This is a genomic window from Candidatus Woesearchaeota archaeon, from assembly GCA_018303425.1.
Taxonomy (GTDB): Archaea; Nanobdellota; Nanobdellia; order Woesearchaeales; family JAGVYF01; genus JAGVYF01.
Window position 1 is genome coordinate 12,241 of the sequence record JAGVYF010000033.1, and the last position, 20,306, is coordinate 32,546.

Consider the following 20,306-nt stretch of genomic DNA (forward strand, 5'->3'; position numbering starts at 1 on the left):
TTTTTTATACTTAATTTTTAAATTTTCTATAAATTATGATAATATAGATATATTTAAAGTTTTTCATTATTGATAAGATATTATGTTGATATAACTATATGCAAACTATATACTCTTTTTCATATATCTATAAAAGAATGATAGTTAATATACATCAGGGGTATAATTTATGGTTAATAAAAATAAGGATATACATTTGGAAGATTTAGTAAAATTTATTGAAAAAAACCAGTCCAAACTCACAGATAGGACAGTTAGAATAGGAATGGTCGGTCATGTTGATACAGATTGTGATTCTGCAGCATCTATGTTCCTATTGGAAAGAATAATCAAAAGTTCATTGCCAAGCATTGAAACACAAATTATATTAAGTGAAAAACCAAAGGATGACGTTGCTCAAATATTGGGAGAGTATCCTTCAGAATTTGAATATCTAACTTCAAAAACAAATGGTGCGCAGGAAAACCTAAAAAATCCAGATATAATTATTTATGTAGACGGGGCCCATAACCCGGGCAGGCCATATATTCCCGAATCGTGGGTGGATTTAAGCGCGCAAACAATGGTCTTTGACCATCATGATGGACAAACTAAATTTGATTTTGGCAAAATTGACACAGAAGAATGTAAAAGCACAGTTTCATTAGTTTACAATTTATTCTGCCAAACTCCAGATTTACAGATAGATACTGGTTTAGCAACCATGTGTGTTCAAGCAATCAAAATAGATACTTCTTACTATACAAAAGCAACTACAAAGGATTTTACAGCTAATTCATTTTTTTACAATTTAGCAAATAAGGCATTACTAGAAAATTTAGTAAATAAATTAAAACATAGCCAATGGAAAGTAGGGGGTTCAAGCGCATCACATAGCAGGATGATTGAAGATATATGCTGGTTTTCATTTGTAGATAACATCTCTAAAGAAGATTGGAGAGGCATATGCGATTACGCTGAAGAGGCAATCAACAGAGTAAACGATCCTATTTTACCTTTAGCCATATTTACAGCGATAGGCCCATCAGATCAATATGGACGGGGCATCCAGATAGCAATCCGCGGTAAAAATTGCAGTGAAGTAGCGACAAAATTATTTGATGGCGGCGGTGATGATGGCAAAGCTGGTGGCCAAATAGAAATCCCTTACCTTTTTGATGAAGTGATGAGTACTGATGCTTTTAATAAATTAGTTGAAGAAGAACTCGAGTTAAGGATTAAAGGTTCATATCTATCAAAAAAACCTAAAGAAGAAAAACCCAAACCTAAACCTATACGGGGCACTGAGACAGCAATAAAATCTGAAGAAGAAAAATCATTGCAGTCAATATTAGCTAAAAAAGAATTAGATAATAAAATATTTGATTGCTGCCTAGAAGCTATGAAAGCAAGACATACCCCTTCAAATGTTGCATCTGCGTTTGTTTATAAAAAAATGGGAGATGGCAAAACTGCAATAACTGAAGACAATGTTAATTCATTATCCTATATAATTGAACAATTTAAACGTGTTCCTCGGCATAATACTTATGTTGCATATGCTGTTGTCGATGGTCCTGCCAATATGTATGTGCTTACTTTAGTTTCTTCAAAAGAAGATGATCCAAAAGCAGCTAAAATGCTAGCAATGAATGTTTTTGGTGAAGACCGCATTCTCGAGGAACTATCAACTGATGAATATGTAGTTGCAAAAGTAGATCTGTTTTTTGAATATGCTTTTGGCACTAAGCTTCTTGACTGTGTTGATACCGCAATTAAAAAAAAGATAACCAGTTTGTATGAAGATAAACCAATTAATAGTTAAAAAAATTAATACTCAAAAATTAGTTAACCCAACCTTTTTGCCAAGCAAAACTCAAGAACTAAGTTCTGAGCACAGAAATGCCTTGCATTTCTTATGAGCTTGACCAAAATCTGAGACCTGCACTCACTTTGTTCGCTTAGTCTCAATTTTATTCCGCATCATCAACTGTAAAAAGAGTACTATCATGCACATCAAATAACCCCAACCTGGCGCCAGCATCAAGCCAGCCATGCGCATAATTAAGCGCGGCAAACGCATCCACAATATTGCCAAGTGAATTAAAATGTTCTGCGTCTGTAATATAACGAGATATCATATCAAGAAAATCATTGCGCGCCAATAACATGTCTTCACTATTCAGTCGAGAGCCTGAGCCTTTTGCCATGTCATAGGCTTTCTTAGTAACTGAGAAATATTTCTTAATGTGTTCTAATGTAATTTGATCTTGATTCATTTTCGTTTAAATAAAAAAAACTATGCCCTTTTAGGCATAGGTCTTCTCACTGTTATTGGCAAAGTGCCTTTCTGAAATTCCATTTTGGCAATTTCTACAGGGTTATACTTTATACTCTCTAAATCACTTTTCTTAAGTTTTAGAGTAAACGGCGCCCCCATTGAAAGCTGTAAAGCTCTACTACCAATAATACGCGCTTTTTCGTACTTAGTCATTGTTTCTTTTTCCATTGTGAATGCCTCATAACAATTTTCTAAGTTCCTTTCCTTTAGCAACAGCAATATCGATTGCGTTAAAGATTTCTTCTTGCGTTAATGCGTCATTTCCCCCTTTTTGAAATGCGCTAACAGTGCCATCTTCAAGTGTTGCAATTGTTAATCTTGCATCAACAAATTTTTCTTCATCTCTTGATGGGTCAATAAGGAAATCTTTCCCAATCTTATAAACTGTAACTTCAATTGGAACTTTGTTTAATGGTAATCCTTTATTAGTCTTATGTTTGTAATCAATTTTGCCATTATCATCAATTACAGGAAATTTTACATCCTGCAAAGCCGCAATTGCCCCTAATGACGCCGCATCAAACAAGTTGCCGTCAGCATTAACTGGCACTATGTCGATAGTTATCATCCAAACTTTTTCACCTTCGGTGATACAAAGCTTTTTAAAATCTAAAGCCCCAGATTCTCTAATGCCCCTGTCAACTACTCTTGCTAACTCAATTGAGTCGGTTGATGGCGGACCAGATTCAAAATCAGGACTTGCCATAGGCAATAACTCTGCCCCAACCATGATAGAACCTTGACCTGGCTGATCAGGGTATGGCACCATTGTTTCAAGTTTAATTCCTACAATAACATCAGTATTTCCAATTTTTACTCTTGCAGAACCTTCTGCTTGCGGAAATGATCCTTTCTCTACTGTTAGTGGTTGTCTGAATTCTTCTAATTTTCTACCATCCAATCTTATCCCTTGGTTTAATAATTTTATGATGTGATTTTTCATTGTGCTTGCACCCCAAACTTATTTTTAAGTGCTGCTTTTTGAATCTCGTAAATTTGTTTACAAGTTACAGTAGCTAAATCAAACGCTTTTTTTAACTGTTCTTTAGTCATCACACCATCCATTTGTAATAATGTGATCTGTCCTGTGCTTGGAATTATTGCCAAAGGCAAATCAGTTCCGCCTTCGTATGAATCTTCGATGTAGTTAAGATCTACCAATATTTGGTCTTCAACTCTCCCTACTGCAACAGCAGCAACTAAATCTTTCATTGCAATCCCCGCGTCTGCAAGCGCCATTGAAGCTGCGCAGATACCAGCGCACCTTGAACCTGCATCACATTGCGGTAATTCAACAAAAACATCAACAACTGCGTTCGGAAATTTAGAAAGATCAATAACCGGCGCTAAAGCTTTTTCAGTAATTAATGAAATCTCTTTAGCTCTTCTATTTGGACCGGGCCTGGATCTTTCACCGGAACTTGCAAATGGCATCATATTATAATTACATCTTAAAATCCCTTTTGAAGGGTCCTGCAAAAATCGAGGATAAAGCTCTCTTGGACCATATACTGTCGCATAAGCAATAGTCTTTCCAATTCTAAACATTGCAGAACCTATTGCATTTGGTATAATCCCCACTTTAGCTTCCATGTCTCTTGTTTGTGTTAATTTTCTTCCGTCTTCTCGTTTGTAAACCATTTTATTCACTCTCCTCGACTTCTAACTTAATTCCAGTTTCCTTTTCAAGAAAATTTTTAACTTTTTCGGTTAGTCCTGAAGTGTGTGCTTTGCTTTCAATTAATTTGATTGTTTTTTCAGCTATAGCTTCTTTAGAAGCATCTTTGCCAGCCAACCATATCCAACCGTTTTGTCCGACAGTGATTTGGCAATCTGTAGCTTTTTTAATCATGCTAACCATTGAACCTTTTTTACCTATAACTCTAGGTACTTTACAAGAAGTTATTGAAATGATTCTTCCTTCATGAAGTTTTCTAAGACCAGGACCTCTCATAGTTAAATCTACAAGATTCTGACTAGTTACATTTGTGATTCTTGCTACAATATAATCTTCAAATGTGTAATACTTTGTTAAATCTGCCCCCCTTTCAACAAAATCAGTTGTGCCTTCTTTCAATGAAAGCATTGCAGAATATGCAGAGTTTATTTCCGCTCTCCACCCTGAAAATGTTACATCAAACACTTTAGCAAGAATTACATCTCCTTGTTTAGGTATATATTTTCCTGCTAAAGGAATCAACTTAATTGTCCTTCCTTCTACTGAAGTTAATCCCAGCATTCCTGCATGGATATTTTCTCCGTTTCTGTAAGTGCCGTATCCAGGTAAATTGTCTAATCCACTTGCTAATATTTCACCGGGAACAACTACTTCTTTTGGTTTTACTAATATTCCTTGTGTCATTTTATTGACCTCCTTGTTTTCTCTAGATTAAATATATCAGAAGCGTTAGAAACCCGGCACTTCTGCACCTAATTCTGCATCTAATAAATAAATCAGTTGTATCATATGTATTTATCTAAACTATATCCACCTGAACATCCCCATGTGAAAACGAATTTACCTGGTCAATCAAATCATTCATTAACCCTGCAGGAGTTTGCACCACGCATGTAAGAGAACCATCATTGTTCCAGTCTTCTTTTAAAACTGTAGCAATTCTTCTTAAAAAAGATGGAGCTTTTACCGCATATTTTTTACTAAACCGAATTTTGAGTTCTTTAATCTCAAGTTTAATAGGTATAACTTTTTGTAAATCTTTTATTACTCTGTTAACTTGATCTTCTGCGCTTTTATACTCTTCAATTTTAATGTTTTCTTGTTCAAGCGCATTTTCTATCCGTTCAATTGGGATTGGCGCATTTGTTCTGCCGTCAATTCCATTGTTATGTATATGCTGTATTATCTGCCGCCTCTTTTGCTCTCTTATTTTTGCCCTATACTCTTGCGTAAGTTGTATTTCGCCTTCTCTTAAAATTACCTCTCCAATCTTATAAACATCATCGGTTTTGAAAAGTTCCTTAAGTAAATGTTCAGATGCTTTCATTCCCCGTTTTGCATCTTTAAAAATGTTGTCAGTGAGCAGTACATCCCTAATCTCAATATCCTTTCCCTCAAGAAATTCCATAGCTTTATCAGCATCAATTGATACTTCAAACCTTTCTCCCCCTTTCTTTAGCCTTGCCAAATGAAAATGTTCTGGTTCATCCTTTGAAAATATTTCTTGTCCTTTTTGCATTTTGTTCACTTCTTTTTAGTTCCTTTTAGCATTTTTTCAATTTGTAATGGTGTTAACCTTACAAACTCTCGATTTTCAGTCTTTATGTATGCTGCATCTAATCTTTCGCTTGATAATTCTTTACCTAAAACTTTGCTTAAAGAATTAATTGCCAGCCTGAATCCATCTTCAATTGTAATGTCATTTGAATATTCACTGTACAAAATCTCCTCAATTTCAGGTTCAACATCGCCTATTGCTTTAGCTCTATACCTAAAATAAATTCCTGCAGGATCAGTTTCATATAAAACCGGCCCTGTTTCATCAACCCCAATTATTAAAGTTGAAACTCCAAAAGGCCTCAAACCCCCGGATTGGGTGCATAACTGTTTTAAATCACATATATCTTTTACGATTGTAAGAATGTCTATAGGAGAATCATATGTTACCTTATTTTGTTGGGCCCTTACTTGCGCCCTTTCAATGAGCACTCTTGCATCAGACACCATTCCTGCTGCAGTCGCACCAATGTGAGAATCGATGTTCCATATCTTTTCAACAGCTTCAGGAATTATTAATTTATCAACTAACCTTTTATCAGCTACAAGTATTACTCCGTCTTTACATACCATTCCGATTGCAGTAGAACCCTGCCTGACCATTTTTCTTGCATATTCAACCTGTAATAATCTTCCATCCGGACTGAACATAACCGCTGCCCTATCATACCCCATCATTTGATGTTGTGTTTGTTGGTTTGATTGCATTTTCATTACACCTCATTATTATATTTTTTATATTTTTGATTTGTCATGTTTTTTATTTCTCGATTAATTTAATTAAAAATACAGGCATTTGAATAAAGTGAGATTTGCTTGCATTTTGTTGCACCCCAGTCATAAATTAATCATTTGTTTTTTTGCTTTATCAATTATTCCTGATACCGTAATAGATTTGATAAGTACCGGTTTCTCGTTAATCATTGTGATTAACATTAAGGCAGTTTTAAGTTGATTGACATATTTATTTCCAACTCTAATAATGCCTGATTGTTTTTCAATATCATAAGTTTCTTTTAATATTTGCACACCTGCATCAGCCAGACCTTTCTGGCCAAAATAACTGACTATTTCATTTTTGATTTCTCTTAACACATCAATAATTGGCATTTTTGTATTTGATAATACTTTGAATACAAGGTATCTTTTCTTTTCTCTAAGGCAAGGTAAGAGCCTTTTCATGGTTTTTGCCATTTTAAAATCTGTTTTTGGTTAACAGAGAAAAAATAATAGTTCTTTCTCTTCTTTATATCTCCGAATTTATATAGATGGCACGTCTTTATAAATGTATCGGTAATCCCCCTGTTCTAAAATGAAAGTCCATATATCAACAGATTATAAATTTGAAATAAAGTAGTATCTTATTTAAATTTTAAAATAATGCGTCCAATTGTTCTATTTTTGATATATGGAAATTAATGATCTGGTATTGTCTATGCCTTCCACTAATTGTAATTTTCCAAGTAATACCTTATTGAATTCTTCCACATCTTTAACCCTAATTACAACAACTAAATCTGCCCCCCCCGTTGTTATGTCTACTTTTTCAACAAAATGAAACTTTTTAATTTCATCCGCCAAATCATATTGCGTTCTTTTTTTTTCTTTCAGCGCAGATAAATTGGCAGTAATTAATACATAGACTAAAAACCCTTTATTTATCTTCTTGTAATCCGGCTCTATTGTATATTTTTTAATAACTCCAGTTTTTCTCATTTTTTTAATCCTGTTGTGTATAGTAGTAACTGGCAATAATGTTTTTCTAGCAATTTCCCTGGTCGTATATTCAGAATTATTTTTTAAAATCTCTAAAATTTGTAGATCTTTTTTGTCTAATTTGTGTTCCATATGGAACATACGTCCCATTAATTATATAAATCTTACTATTATTGGACGATTTTTCAATAAATTAATCGTTATTTTTATAAATAATTTAAGTTTGTATTATATCCATGATGAGTCTTGAAGCTATTGCATCGGAAAACAAAATGCCTGCGCATTATGAAAATGAAGAAAAGATACAGGCAGAAAGGCGATATATATTAGATGTTGCAAATACATTAAACATACCATTGAGAATTCTCCAACATCCATATGCCACTAAAACTTGTCAGGAAAAATATTGGTTATTATTAAAAACGCATCCGGAAAATTCATGGACTCCAAAACAAATGGTTAAATCAGTTTTTGCTGATATTAGTTGGGAGCTTTATTTATTTGTATTTCCAGAAATACTTGAACCAAATAAAAAATTTAAAATGGGAAACCAAAAAACAAAACAATTAACTCAAGAAAGCATTAATTATTTATTTGACCGGTTTAAAATTCCAATAAGATATTCTTTAGAAATGTCTAACGGTTCAGTCTGCATTCCAAACCAAATGGAATATGGCACTTGCACCCCGTTTCTTTCCCGCTCAGAAATGGACCCTTGCCGCGAAATAAATGAAATATATCTGGGCATTAAAGATATATTTATACATGAAGATCAGAGTCTGGATGATGAACTTGTTGATGTTTCAATAGGAGGCAAAGGTAACGAAGCGCAAAAGTTGTCAGTACAGCTACCTTATGCAGGAATATATAAAATTCTAGAAATGCAATACCCCGGAAAAGTGTATAAAGCAGATTTCTGGAATTATGAAAAAAAAGGTGAAACAAAATGAACTCATTTCCAAAAAAATATAAACCAAAATTAAATTTGCGTGAAACTGAAAAAGCAATAAAATTTGTTAAAGATGAATTTGAATTAAGTTTATCTGAAATGTTAAACTTAGAACGAGTTTCGGCTCCCCGGTTTCTCGAAACAGGAACGGGTTTACAGGATGACTTGGCAGGTACACAGAATCCCGTGAGGTTTGAAACCAAATTTTCGAAATCTCCCATTGAAGTTGTGCATAGTTTGGCTAAATGGAAACGTGATGCGCTTGGCAGGTACGGTTTTCAGCGGGGAACTGGGCTTTATACCGACATGGATGCAATAAGAAAAGATGAAGATATTAGCCCAATACATAGTATTTATGTTGATCAATGGGACTGGGAAAAAGTTATAGGGCCCGGAGACAGGCATTTAATATATTTAGAGAACACTGTACAAAAAATATATGCTGCGATGGGTTATGTTAACAGAATTCTCGGGGAAGAATTCCCTGTTCTTAAAAGAGACCTCCCTCCAAAAATGACTTTTGTTCATTCTGAAGATTTGGCAAATGAATTTCCTAACTTAACCCCGCATGAACGTGAACATGAACTTGCCCGAAAATATGGAGCGGCATTTTTAATAGGCATAGGCTATCCACTGGATAATGGCAACCCGCATGATTTACGCGCAGCTGATTACGACGATTGGTCTAGTGAAACATCTGACGGAAAATATGGATTAAACGGAGATATCATTGTATGGGATGATGTGCGTGAAACTTCACTTGAACTTTCTTCAATGGGTATCAGAGTTGACAGCGATTCATTGTCAAGACAATTACAAATGCATAACCTCATGGATCGTTTAAATCTTGAATTTCATAAAGGTATAATTTTAAACAAATTACCCTTAACAATTGGCGGCGGAATTGGACAATCACGCCTATGCATGTATTTCCTGCAGAAAGCCCACATCGGTGAAGTTCAATCAAGTGTTTGGCCAAAAAAAGTAAAAGATGATTTTAACAAACAAGGAGTTGGTTTACTTTAAGCGCGAAGGTCAAATTTAGTTATTTTACTTATTTTTATATCTACTTTTTGTCCAAGCTCATAATTCCCTTCAAGAACTATGGGCTTATACGCATAATTTCTTGCAACCCATGTGCCATTAATCCCCTGTTCATCAACAATAACTGTACCCTTCCAATTATACCATCTTTCATTCCTCATATACGCAATATTATGAAATATTGAAGTTATTAAAGCGCTGCGATTCTTAGCCTCTGCGCTTTCAATCTGTTCATCCATTTTTTTGGCCAATGTGTTTTCTCGCGCACGGAATCTGGAAATATGCAGCACATCTGGATTTATCCACTTGATTAAATCTACTGTATTACTAAACTGGTTCCGCGATTCAGAAGGAAAGCCTATAATTATATCTGTTGCAATTGTTATTTCTGGAATTTTATCACGAAAATTTTCAATAACTTTCTTAAACTCGCCTGTCATATAATCTCTCTTCATCTTTTTTAAAATTCCATCATCTCCTGATTGCAACGGCAAGTGCAGAAACTTAAACATTTTTTCATGTGTATAAACTTTAATTAAATCATCCATTATAGGTAAAACATTGTTTGGATTCATCATCCCCAACCTTACCCTAAAATTTCCGACAATTTTTAAAATTTGGTTTAATAATTCAACTAATTTGTTTTCATTATTATCCAAGCCATAACATGCATTATCCTGGCTGGTTATCCAAATCTCTTTACAACCTTTGATAATAGCTCTGCGCGCTTCTGATACTATATCTTCAATCGGGTATGAAACAAGCTTGCCCTTCACTTTGTGCACAGAACAGTATGAACATGAACCATTACACCCGGATAAAATTGGAATTATTGAGATTATCTTATTTTTCCTGACTCTCGGTAAATTAATTTTTACATCAGCATTGTATGTTAAAACTTCAACGGGATTATCATTTATGGTTTCTTCAACAACAGAAACAATCTCTTTAATGTTATGAGTGGAAATGAAACTTGCATCGCCGCAAATTTGTTTTACCTCTTTAACAACCTCTTTAGTCAAACACCCGGAAACAACAATTTTTTTATGGGGAAATTGTTCATGCAAAACTTTAACATGCTTAATTGCGCCATAGTCTCCTTTTACAGTGCAAACATTAACTATTAACAAATAAGCATCTTCAGCATTTTCTACTTGTTTAAATTCATATTGTTCAAGCAACCCCGCCATTACTTCACTTTCAGATAAATTGGTGCTGCACCCATAAGATTCAATGTAAAAGCATATCATAATTCTCCTCTAATCTGTTCAATCATCTCTTTATAATCATCAAAATAATCTGCGCCAATGTCATATTGATATTTTTCTTTGATAATTGACGAGCCTCTTGCAAATATTAAGTCGCTTGCAGTTAATACTTTGTAACCTTTCCTTTTGGCAGTTCGGGCAGTTTCATATACACAAAATTCGGCATAAAGTCCTGTCAAGCATAATTTACTAGCCCCCCATTTATTTAATACTTCTTCAAGCGCTCTTTCAGAGAAACCATCCATTTCTTTTTTTACCAAATATAAATGTTGGGGAATTTTTTCAATTTGAGACGATACTCTGCCCAATGTTAACCCGAACCTATCCATTTGTAATGCAATAGTTGGAATATTATATTCTTGACAAAATTTCAATATTTTAATATTTGGCAGGATCAAGTTTTTTTCAACGGCGTTTCTGGATGTTTCTTTAATACTGGACTTTAAAAAACGTTGTTGTATGTCAATCACTATTAGAGCATAATCAGTTTCTTGCCTAATGCATTCTTCCAAACTTATGTTTGTTACTGGTTTGAATGGCAAAAAATCTTTGTCCTTAAAATAAATTTGGCTTCCCATTTTACGTCCCATAATCCAAAGAATTCTTTAAACTCTATATAAAACTTACTTCATATTAGTTGCGGACAAAAGTTTAGTATATATTTTTCCGCAACTAATATTTGAAAGACATTTTATATTATACTATACCTATGTCTTTCATTATATTGCACATAGAAAATCAGGCGCAAAAAAAATAACCCCATTTCCAGAAAACTAATCATTCTCTTTATTCAACAAACCCAGCTTATCTTTTGTCAAATATCAATCACCGAACCGGAACAAATTTTTAATAAACAGACTTTCGGCATACTTCTCATAATTTATTACCGGCATAATATATTAGGGTTTAGAACAACAGCGCAGCACAAACATAAACTATATAAACTAAACTCAATATTTAGCAATTTAGGCGCTTATCATGAAAGAATTATTACAAAAAATTAACAATTACGAATGGATTCTCCCAAAGACAGCAAGAAAAGAAATGCGTGTTGAAGGAAAACTAATTGCGAATAAGGCTATTTTTGATGCAATGGAATCTGAAACAATACATCAATTAAGCAACGTATGTTGTTTGCCGGGAGTAGCAAGTCCGGTTTGCGCTTTGCCTGATGCTCATATAGGTTATGGATTACCGATGGGAGCGGTTGCGGCATTCGATGCTAAAGAGGGAATTATTTCTTCAGGGTTATGCGGTTTTGACATTAACTGCGGTATTAATACTATTAAAACTAATTTGACCTATGATGAAGTTAAAGATAAAATGCAAGAGCTTATTCCTGCGCTTTTCAAAGCAGTGCCCTGTGGTGTGGGCAGTAAAGGAAAACTTAGACTTGAAAATAGCCAATTGTTGGAAGTTATGAATAGGGGGGTTGACTGGGCAATTGAAAATGGATATGGGGTAAAAGAAGATGCCAAACATATGGAAGAAAAAGGCAATATGCCTGGCGCAGATACCGGTAAAGTTTCAGATATGGCATTTAAGAGAGGTAAACCTCAGCTTGGCACACTTGGAGCAGGCAACCACTTTTTAGAGATACAAAAAGTATCAGAGATTTATGATAAAAAAACTGCAAAAAAATGGGGAATTACCGACCCTAATCAAGTGATGATTATGCTTCATTGCGGATCCCGCGGTTTAGGCCATCAAATTGCATCAGATTATTTAAAAATTCAGGAAGCTGCTGTTGACAAATATAAGATTTGGCTGCCTGACAAACAATTAGCATGCGCGCCTGCAACTTCCACAGAAGGCCAAGATTATTTTAGCGCGATGGTTTGCGCTGTCAATTATTCCTTTACAAACAGGCTTGTAATGACCCAATGGATTAGAGAAACATTTGAACAAGTTTTCAAGAAAGACTGGGAATCAATGGGCATGCATACTCTTTATGGTCTGTGCCATAATGTTGTAAAACTTGAAGAACACAAAATCGATGGAAAAAAGAAAAAACTATATGTCCATAGAAAGGGAGCAACACGCGCATTTCCCGGAGATATTGCATTAATAGCAGGCAGCATGGGCACGTCTTCATACATTCTTGAAGGACAGCAAAAAGCTTTAGACATCACATTTGGCAGCGCTTGCCATGGCGCAGGCAGAGCAATGTCAAGACATGAAGCAATCAGAACATTTAAGTCAGGAGAAGTAAAATCAAAACTTGCAAGTATGGGTATCACTGCAAAATCTGCAACTGCCCAGGGTTTAGCTGAAGAAGCTCCAGAAGCTTACAAGAATGTTACTGATGTAATTGCAAGCGTTGACGAGCCCGGAATTGCAAAGAAGATTGTCAGACTTGACCCTGTCGGCGTACTTAAGGGTTAAAAATATTTTTGTATTCTTAATTTACCCAATAGAGCTTGCAAAGCCGGGATTAGAAAAAAACATATTTTGCGAAGAAGTTAATTTAAGCTCGATAAGTTGTCCTTAATTTTTTTAACACTCTCAACTAATTTCTTTTTTTCAATTTCATTTAATTGAATTTGTTTAATTCCAAGAACTTCTGTATTTTTTATTCTGAATGGTAAACCAATCGCCACATTTTTTATTTCATAAAATGGTTGTTTCAAATAATGCGAAACATTAATTACCTCTTCTTTTTTCGAGGTTAGTTTTTTGAAGAAATTGGCAAACTCTTTTCCTACTATTTTAGAAGGAATTCCTACAAAGATTTTCTCTTTAATCGCGATTCATTTTCCAAAACATAATAAAATTAGGTGAAAGTCTACAATACATGGCAAGAAATTCTGAAAGAATTCCGCCGAATTTCATATCTCCGAAGATAATTTGCGATTATATTTGCTGGAAGTGTACAAAATTTAGAGTAGTGAAAAAATTATAAAATTAACCCAGCCGAATATTGCTCTTAAAACTAGTTCCGAGAGCATGAAGCGACCTTTCAACGCTTTCAAAAATAACGCCGTCATATTTAATCATTGAATTATTTTGAAAAAGTCTCAATTCCGGAATAAAGATATGCTGTTTAAATTTTATAGAATTTTTATTGAGATGTTCAAGTGTTTCATAATCTGGATTGGTTTCATGCACACCCTTTTGCACATAATAACCGATATACCTGGAATCTGTTGTGAACGCTTTAATCTTATTTATATCCGCTTTTTTAATTTTCTCATAAGGTTCCATCATAAAGATCCAGTGACACGTTGCATTTTTCAAAGCTTTATTACGCGCTTTAGAAAAATTATTGTCCCACACATGATGAATTACTTTGCATGACACATTATTCTCTTTTTCAAATCGTCCAACTTCTTCTAAAGTTTTGTCCCTTGAACCGGTATCAACAACAACAATCTCATGAGCAATATGTTTAACACTTTCTAAACTTGCCCTAATCGTATCACCATCATTTTTTGTTAACATACAAATTGAAATTGACATATCCTTAATAAATAAAGTATCTGAGTTTTATATACTTTTTGGAGATTACATTATAAAGAACAACATCTCTATAATAAAATGGGTGTACCTGTTTTAAATTTTGGTTTTATGAGATTATAATCAAATTTACCATCATTATATCCCATAAATAAAGTACTTTCAACTGGCGCGGGTACGCCATTATCCAATTCTTCTATCCATTTTTCAAGATAAAACTCAAGTTTTCTTCTTATTTCCCTTGCTCCATATTCTGGAGTTTGACATTCAATTAATATCTCTTTTTTTGCATTGTCGCTTATTTCAAGAATATAGTTTTTTTGGTTGTAAACCCTTGCGCTTATTAAACCAAATTCTCTTTCAAGAATCTTTTCGATTGCTTTATCATTCAAAGTATTATACTCTAAAAACGTTGCTCTCCCTTTAAATGGAGAATCAAACCTTAAATTTTTAGCTTCTTCTTTCAATCTTCGGGTATTGCTTTTTTGATCTGCACTATAACCAATGGCTCTTTTACCCAAAGTTAATGAATCATTCCCAATATTGCTTGTTAATAAAATAAGCAAATGTGAAATATCATAACTTTGCTGTTTATTGTCAACCATACTTCCAGTATCAAGTAATGTTAATAAAAATTTGATAATACCATCGTTAGCTTTTTCAATTTCATCGAATAAAACAACACCCATCCCATATTCTCTAACATAGTTAGCTAATCTTCCTCCTTCATCATGCCCAACATAACCTGGAGGTGACCCAATTAATTTAGATAAACTATGTTGTTCATTCAATTCAGTGCAATCAATTCTTAATAATGGCTGATCTCCGAACAATATTTCTTGCAATGCCAGGGCAGTTTCAGTTTTCCCAACACCGGTAGGTCCATGCATAACAAAGCCCTGGGCTCTTTCAGAGTTTTTAATCCCGAAATCTTTACTTCTTAAAGAATTAATAATTCGTTCTAAACTTTCATCTTGCCCAAATATTCTTTTAAAGAGTTCTCTTTTTAATAAAGGTAATTTGCTCTTATATTCGGATTTAGCTTTTTCAAGATCAAATTTAGATTTCTCTTCATCATCATCTTCTTCTTTTCCGCATAAAATGCGAGGTTTAGGAACCTTAGCAGGCAAATTTTCTTCACTATCTTCACTATCATCAAATAATACATATGTCTCATTAGATAAATACATGCCTTCAGGATCAATGGCCGGAACACTATTTTTTGCAAGATTTAATATTTTTTTTCTTAATTTCGTATTCTTTTTTTCAAGCTTACTTCCAGTTATATAATTAATATCACAGTTTAAACTATACAGCCTTATTAAAGCATAATCTAAAAATAATGCGGATATTCCGCTATTTTTACTTAGCCATATTTCAGCAGCATTTAAAGCTCTTTTATACTCTTTTTTATTTTCATCTTGCCCAAAATTATCCAACTGTATTAATTTAGTGATATAAGAACCCAAAGATAAATTCCCTTTTTCAAAGTCTGAACCTAAATTATTAATTTTTGTTAATTCATTAACGGTCAGTTTTGGCGCAAAATGGTGTATATAATTAATTTTAAGTTTATCTTCACTCCCCAAAAATTCTGCAACTGATTTATAAAATTCTCCCGAAGATAAATGTAATAACTTTTTAAATGAAGGACTAGGTTCATCTCTTAACTCATTAAAATACTGTTCATTAAATTCTCCCAAATATGCCCATTCAGATAAAATTGAAAGCAATAAAAACGTTGTATATTTATCAGGGTAGCCTATCTGGTGTATGGAATCTTGTAAGCTAATTAAAGGGTTATCTTTATCATAACTTTTAAGAATCAGATCAAAATGCGCTTTATTGATATTATTTTCCAAGGTCATAATAATATTATGGCGTATGATATTTATATATTTAAAGCTCGATAATTCTGCCTTCTTTGCTCACATTAATAACTTTGGTATTACCAATTTGTTCTTCAAGGCCTGATGCTTCATGTATGTGTCCGCAAAGTAATAAGTCCGGTTTAAGCTCATTTATTGCTTTTTTAATTCCTTTGCTGCCTTTAAACCCCGAAAATTCAGCTTTAGAATCTGCCGCGTGCATGTGCGTTATCATGATTCTCTTTTTCATATCTTTAATCCGTTCATGTCCTGCTTTTAATAAATAAAACATTTCATTTTCAGTTAATATTGGCGCAGGCCCAACATTTGTCGCTCCACCGCAACCAAATAATCCTACATTTTCATGCTTGATTGAATAACCATGCAGATTAGTTGCGCCATACTGTCTTGCAAGAAATTCGGCGGTTGCTAAAGTTTCATGATTTCCCGGAATAAGTATAACTTTTTTATTTTTTTTAATAAATGGACCTATTAAATTCTCGATAGAAGTTTCGGCATATGTAATATCCCCGCACATTACAACTAAGTCAACGTTTTCTTGTTCAGCTCTATCCGCTAATTTCTCTGCTAGTTTACTGTCTCCGTGTAAATCTCCAAATGCTAATATTTTCATTATAATTATTCTAGATTTTGGAAAATTAGATAATATTTATTTCCAAAGCTAAAATCCCCCTAATATTAAGGCAAAATCATTGCTTTATATAAGTTGCTATCTTTTAAGAATTTCATGATTGATTAAATTAATAATTGTGGAAGGATGACCCTCTTTTTTCCCGTCATATACTATAAAATCCACTTTCTTAGCAATCTCTGCATCCAAGTTATCAAAGGATGTCATAAACTGGTTACCTGTTTTATTAACTGAGGTTGTCACTATCGGAAAACCAAATTTAGCAACTTGTCTAGTTATCCAATGGTTAGGCATTCTTACTCCGACTGTTCCAGAACCAAGATTAACTTCTTTGGCAATCACTTTTGTTTTAAGTTTCACAATTAAAGTGTAAGGTCCGGGCAGTTTAGATAAAGCACCTTCATTAACCTCGCAATTTTCCATTATCCATTTTTTAGAAGGGGCAATTATTGAAACCGGTCTATCGTATTGCTCTTTGATTTTTCTTAATCGAATTACTGCTTTAGAATTAAGAGCATTGCATCCTATCCCGTAAATAGTATCCGTGGGATAAATAAATATTGCTCCCCGTTCAATTGTTTCTAATGTTATTATTTTCATAATACTTAAGAATTATAACTTGTTTAATAAACATTGCTCTTTAACTAACGGCTATTACAAAAATAGTAAGAAACCAAATGCTCCTGTTAAGAATAATGCACTAAATCCATAGCCAATCATAGTCCACATTCTATTATAACTCTGAATTTCTTGTCCATCTACACTGAAATTATAAAGTTCTAAATGATGCGTATTACTTCTTAAAAACCATCCATTTACATCGGCATGCAAACCAAGTAATTTTTCAACCTTTTTCCACGCAAAAAATAAATTTCCTAATAGCGGTATCCCACTTTCATAGTTCAGATAAATAAATCCAGTCTTATCTTGAAACATCATATCTTCGCTGAACATGTACCCTGCCTGGGCCCTACCAATTGCTTCGCCTTCTAATGCAATGGGTGTACCGCGAACAGGTGACGCATAAATGTCAGACATACAATCAATGATATGTTTTTTTTCAAAACCCCCATGCAGTGGATATTTATAAAATAATTTTGTCCTATATTCAAAGATGAGCACTACAAACAATATGAAAATGTTTACAAATAAATAAGTTCTATTTACAAAACCAATCGGTATCAATAATAAGAAAATTAAAAATGTTAATGATGGCAGATACGTAATTAAAATGTCTTTACCAAACCCTCCCCACATTCTTTTTTTACTATATGAAATGTTTTTAATATTATCAAAATCATATGCAGGGTTGTTTGTTAATTTACATAATGCATCAATCCTTTTTCCTACCAATGGATGCGTAGATTTTAATTCTCTTAACCACGCCCATGGGTTAACTAAATCAAACAATAGTGACTTTTCAAGTTTACTTTTGTCATCTTTAACATTTGAATGTATTAAACCAATCTCTTTGGAAGTTTTAACATCAAAAATTCCTTGCGCTCTTGTGCTTTCAAGTAATCCGCTCATTGATGCGGTGTCTGGCACAGTTGCAATACCATATGCAATTTTGATAAGCGCTGATGATAACGAATTAGGGTCACGTGTTTCTTTTGCAGAGAACTCGTCTGCATAATATTCTCTCGTTCTACTTAAAAACATTAACAAATAAGTTCCAACAAAATAAAATACAAATGAAACTAATCCTAAAAATATGAATGGATCGCCTTTTTTTTCTTCACCCTTTTTACCAACATAGTTTGAAGTCATCATTCTTGATCTTGCAAAGATTACATAAAATTGATAAAGTAATTGTAATAAGGTAGAAGCAATTGTCATTATAATAAAATCTCTATTGATAATATGTCCAAGTTCATGGGCAATTACAGCTTCAACTTCTTTCTCGTTCAGAAATTTAAATATACCTTTAGTAAGAACAATTCTAGCATTATAAGCTGCAGAGCCATAAGTAAAAGCAGTCGGATTTAAATCATCAATAATACCAATCTTTGGAACCTTTATATCATATTTATCACAAATCTTTTCAACAATTTTCATCCATGATTCTGATTTTAATTCTTCATGAGTATAAAATTTAGTCTTGTAGAACCATTTATTTATTAAATCACTAAACCATGGACTAACTAACCAAATAATAAAGTTAATCAAAACCGTAAAAATAATAAGCGCAGGAGCAGAAATAAAGCTACCATAATACGCAACAGCAAGAACTATTGAAAATACAAACCCTGATAAAATTCCGAGGGTTAATAACGATGCAAATTGTAACTTTAATTTTGCCATTGTTCAATCTTAATCAGGGGTTTATTTAAAGTTATCGAAGAATTGTTAATAAAACGTAATACTTTAGCTTTGTGAAGCGACAAACCAAAGTTAACGTCGGTTTGTGTGCTCATGTTTAGTTTAATGCAACCAGAGGTTGCTGTGCTGACAAATGCACTATACTCAAAGCATTAAATTATTGTACATTTGAATGCTTTTCGTAATAAGCAAGTGTGCTTGATATTTTGCATTTTGATAACTTTAATTGTTTGAATATTTAGCACACTCGCTATAACAGATTTAGAAGAATTGGAAAGTATAAAGCAAGTTGCAGGAAAAGATTTATCAGAAAAACTGCTATGTTTAGCAAGTGAAAAAACACTGATTACTTGGTTCCAGACCCCTTTGCCACAATACTTAAATAAATGTCCTTATGACATTTGTAGAGAGGGCGGTAAGCTTAGAGAAAAATTTGAAAAAGATATCACTGGCCTTTATCAAGGCGATTTTCCCAGATGAATCTAAACCATAATTCCATACCAGAAAAACAGTAGCCTGTCAACAGCTTTAACCAAATTTTCATCTTTGCCAGTTATAGTTACACAATTATCATCAAATATAACTTGAGGTTCTTCACCTGCTTCATCTATGAAAAATACTGGTTTATCAGTATTATTACAAGTAATAAGCGGAACATTTACGCATGCAATGTGATTTTCAGTGCACGCTGCTTTTAAAGGCAGACGCATTGCTCTGGCCATTGACAATTGCAACTCCCCGCTTGCCAAAGCAGTATATTTTAAATTTTCATTATTTGGATTAAATGTTACATAATAAACATCTGAGCTTAAAAACTTTTTAGATAACCTGCCTTGAATTTTAACATCTCTTACAGAATCTGGATCATATTGAAACCCTACATTAAATAGAGTATTCATTTGTTTATTAAATACATCTGTGTACCAATTACCATCAATAGAAGTAAACTCGTAACCATTAAAAATGTAACTTTCATCACTAGCCCTTACTACGTTGCCGGACGGGGTGAATATTTCAATAAATTTTGTATCTCTAAAGTAATTGATGCTAAATATAAGTCCTAAAATAAAAAATAGTGACAATATTGTGTATAATGCAAATCTAGAACTTTTTTGATCAATTTCAGGATCTTCAATAATCTCCTTTTCTTTTGTTTCAACCGGTTCATCAAATCCAGATTCACCAAATCCCGGTTCACCAAATTCATCTTCTCTTTCTTCAAAACTTTCTTCTGCTTCATCAGAATCATAATTTTGACTATCAAAATCTTTCATTTTGATTTAATTGCGAGCTAAACCTTTATAACAATTTCTCTAATTCAGAATAGATAATGGTATTAGTGATGCTGTCCAGAAATTTTATTGTCTGTATATTAGTGTATAATGTCAAATAGAAATCGACCACTGTTGGTCAATACACGAGAAATAGCAAAGCTATTTCTGTGCCAAGAATCGAAGATTCTTTGGACCAACAGCA

The 20,306-nt window shown here is 33.5% G+C and carries 23 protein-coding genes; 5 read left to right on the forward strand and 18 right to left on the reverse strand.

Annotated elements, in window-relative coordinates; translation table 11 throughout:
* The first annotated feature begins 169 nt into the window (after positions 1-169).
* Positions 170-1,804 carry a hypothetical protein gene (locus tag J4418_04545; GenBank protein ID MBS3113323.1) on the forward strand — a complete coding sequence of 545 codons (1,635 nt, stop codon included), beginning with the start codon at positions 170-172 and terminating at the stop codon, positions 1,802-1,804.
* Positions 1,805-1,952: 148 nt separating this feature from the next.
* On the opposite strand, the gene J4418_04550 is transcribed toward J4418_04545, so the two are convergent.
* The 9 genes from J4418_04550 to J4418_04590 all read right to left on the reverse strand — a co-directional run bounded on the left by J4418_04550 (position 1,953) and on the right by J4418_04590 (position 7,403).
* Complete coding sequence (locus tag J4418_04550) at positions 1,953-2,258, reverse strand: DUF357 domain-containing protein (protein ID MBS3113324.1); 306 nt, start codon at positions 2,256-2,258, stop codon at positions 1,953-1,955.
* A 20-nt stretch (positions 2,259-2,278) separates the two neighbouring features.
* A complete protein-coding gene (locus tag J4418_04555; GenBank protein ID MBS3113325.1) occupies positions 2,279-2,488 on the reverse strand; it encodes a DNA-directed RNA polymerase subunit K in 210 nt (69 codons plus the stop codon).
* Positions 2,489-2,498: 10 nt separating this feature from the next.
* Positions 2,499-3,263, reverse strand: coding sequence for an exosome complex protein Rrp42 (locus J4418_04560; protein ID MBS3113326.1), 765 nt, complete (start codon positions 3,261-3,263; stop codon positions 2,499-2,501).
* Positions 3,260-3,961, reverse strand: coding sequence for an exosome complex exonuclease Rrp41 (locus J4418_04565; protein MBS3113327.1), 702 nt, complete (start codon positions 3,959-3,961; stop codon positions 3,260-3,262). The genes J4418_04560 and J4418_04565 overlap by 4 nt, the downstream gene beginning before the upstream one ends.
* Before the next feature lies 1 nt (position 3,962).
* Positions 3,963-4,682, reverse strand: a complete 720-nt coding sequence (locus J4418_04570) for an RNA-binding protein (GenBank protein MBS3113328.1) — start codon at positions 4,680-4,682, stop codon at positions 3,963-3,965.
* Positions 4,683-4,797: 115 nt separating this feature from the next.
* Positions 4,798-5,517: a ribosome assembly factor SBDS gene (locus J4418_04575; protein ID MBS3113329.1), complete on the reverse strand. Its 720-nt coding sequence runs from the start codon at positions 5,515-5,517 to the stop codon at positions 4,798-4,800.
* Between the two features lie 5 nt (positions 5,518-5,522).
* Positions 5,523-6,263, reverse strand: a complete 741-nt coding sequence (locus J4418_04580; GenBank protein ID MBS3113330.1) for an archaeal proteasome endopeptidase complex subunit alpha — start codon at positions 6,261-6,263, stop codon at positions 5,523-5,525.
* Between the two features lie 129 nt (positions 6,264-6,392).
* A complete protein-coding gene (locus J4418_04585; protein MBS3113331.1) occupies positions 6,393-6,749 on the reverse strand; it encodes a hypothetical protein in 357 nt (118 codons plus the stop codon).
* 201 nt (positions 6,750-6,950) lie between these two features.
* Entirely contained in the window at positions 6,951-7,403 is a 453-nt protein-coding gene (locus tag J4418_04590) for an Lrp/AsnC family transcriptional regulator (protein ID MBS3113332.1), read from the reverse strand.
* 104 nt (positions 7,404-7,507) lie between these two features.
* Between J4418_04590 and J4418_04595 the strand changes: the two genes are divergently transcribed.
* Together J4418_04595 and J4418_04600 are read left to right on the forward strand one after the other, a co-directional pair.
* Positions 7,508-8,221: a hypothetical protein gene (locus tag J4418_04595; GenBank protein ID MBS3113333.1), complete on the forward strand. Its 714-nt coding sequence runs from the start codon at positions 7,508-7,510 to the stop codon at positions 8,219-8,221.
* Positions 8,218-9,246, forward strand: coding sequence for an aspartate--ammonia ligase (locus J4418_04600; protein MBS3113334.1), 1,029 nt, complete (start codon positions 8,218-8,220; stop codon positions 9,244-9,246). The genes J4418_04595 and J4418_04600 overlap by 4 nt, the downstream gene beginning before the upstream one ends.
* Here the strand turns inward: J4418_04600 and J4418_04605 are convergent.
* Positions 9,243-10,514 (reverse strand): tRNA (N(6)-L-threonylcarbamoyladenosine(37)-C(2))-methylthiotransferase, encoded by a 1,272-nt coding sequence (locus J4418_04605; GenBank protein ID MBS3113335.1) that lies wholly within the window; start codon positions 10,512-10,514, stop codon positions 9,243-9,245. The genes J4418_04600 and J4418_04605 overlap by 4 nt on opposite strands.
* Positions 10,511-11,122, reverse strand: a complete 612-nt coding sequence (locus tag J4418_04610; GenBank protein ID MBS3113336.1) for a cysteine hydrolase — start codon at positions 11,120-11,122, stop codon at positions 10,511-10,513. The genes J4418_04605 and J4418_04610 overlap by 4 nt, the downstream gene beginning before the upstream one ends.
* Positions 11,123-11,510: 388 nt before the next feature.
* Here J4418_04610 and J4418_04615 point away from each other — a divergent pair, with 388 nt between their 5' ends.
* Complete coding sequence (locus J4418_04615; GenBank protein MBS3113337.1) at positions 11,511-12,917, forward strand: RtcB family protein; 1,407 nt, start codon at positions 11,511-11,513, stop codon at positions 12,915-12,917.
* A 77-nt stretch (positions 12,918-12,994) separates the two neighbouring features.
* Here the strand turns inward: J4418_04615 and J4418_04620 are convergent, their stop codons facing one another.
* From J4418_04620 to J4418_04645, 6 genes are all read right to left on the reverse strand, one after another.
* Positions 12,995-13,282: a hypothetical protein gene (locus J4418_04620; protein ID MBS3113338.1), complete on the reverse strand. Its 288-nt coding sequence runs from the start codon at positions 13,280-13,282 to the stop codon at positions 12,995-12,997.
* A 154-nt stretch (positions 13,283-13,436) separates the two neighbouring features.
* The gene (locus tag J4418_04625) at positions 13,437-13,991 is read right to left on the reverse strand and encodes a glycosyltransferase (GenBank protein ID MBS3113339.1); all 555 of its coding nucleotides are present in this window, start codon (positions 13,989-13,991) and stop codon (positions 13,437-13,439) included.
* 68 nt (positions 13,992-14,059) lie between these two features.
* On the reverse strand, positions 14,060-15,856 hold the full coding sequence (locus J4418_04630) for an ATP-dependent Clp protease ATP-binding subunit (GenBank protein MBS3113340.1): 1,797 nt from the start codon (positions 15,854-15,856) through the stop codon (positions 14,060-14,062).
* 31 nt (positions 15,857-15,887) lie between these two features.
* Complete coding sequence (locus J4418_04635; GenBank protein ID MBS3113341.1) at positions 15,888-16,490, reverse strand: metallophosphoesterase; 603 nt, start codon at positions 16,488-16,490, stop codon at positions 15,888-15,890.
* A 96-nt stretch (positions 16,491-16,586) separates the two neighbouring features.
* Positions 16,587-17,108, reverse strand: coding sequence for a threonylcarbamoyl-AMP synthase (locus J4418_04640; protein ID MBS3113342.1), 522 nt, complete (start codon positions 17,106-17,108; stop codon positions 16,587-16,589).
* 54 nt (positions 17,109-17,162) lie between these two features.
* Positions 17,163-18,812, reverse strand: a complete 1,650-nt coding sequence (locus tag J4418_04645) for a M48 family metalloprotease (protein MBS3113343.1) — start codon at positions 18,810-18,812, stop codon at positions 17,163-17,165.
* 288 nt (positions 18,813-19,100) lie between these two features.
* Between J4418_04645 and J4418_04650 the strand changes: the two genes are divergently transcribed.
* Positions 19,101-19,310, forward strand: a complete 210-nt coding sequence (locus tag J4418_04650) for a hypothetical protein (GenBank protein MBS3113344.1) — start codon at positions 19,101-19,103, stop codon at positions 19,308-19,310.
* Between the two features lie 2 nt (positions 19,311-19,312).
* Here J4418_04650 and J4418_04655 read toward each other — a convergent pair whose 3' ends face one another.
* Complete coding sequence (locus J4418_04655) at positions 19,313-20,104, reverse strand: hypothetical protein (protein MBS3113345.1); 792 nt, start codon at positions 20,102-20,104, stop codon at positions 19,313-19,315.
* Between the last annotated feature and the right edge of the window lie 202 nt (positions 20,105-20,306).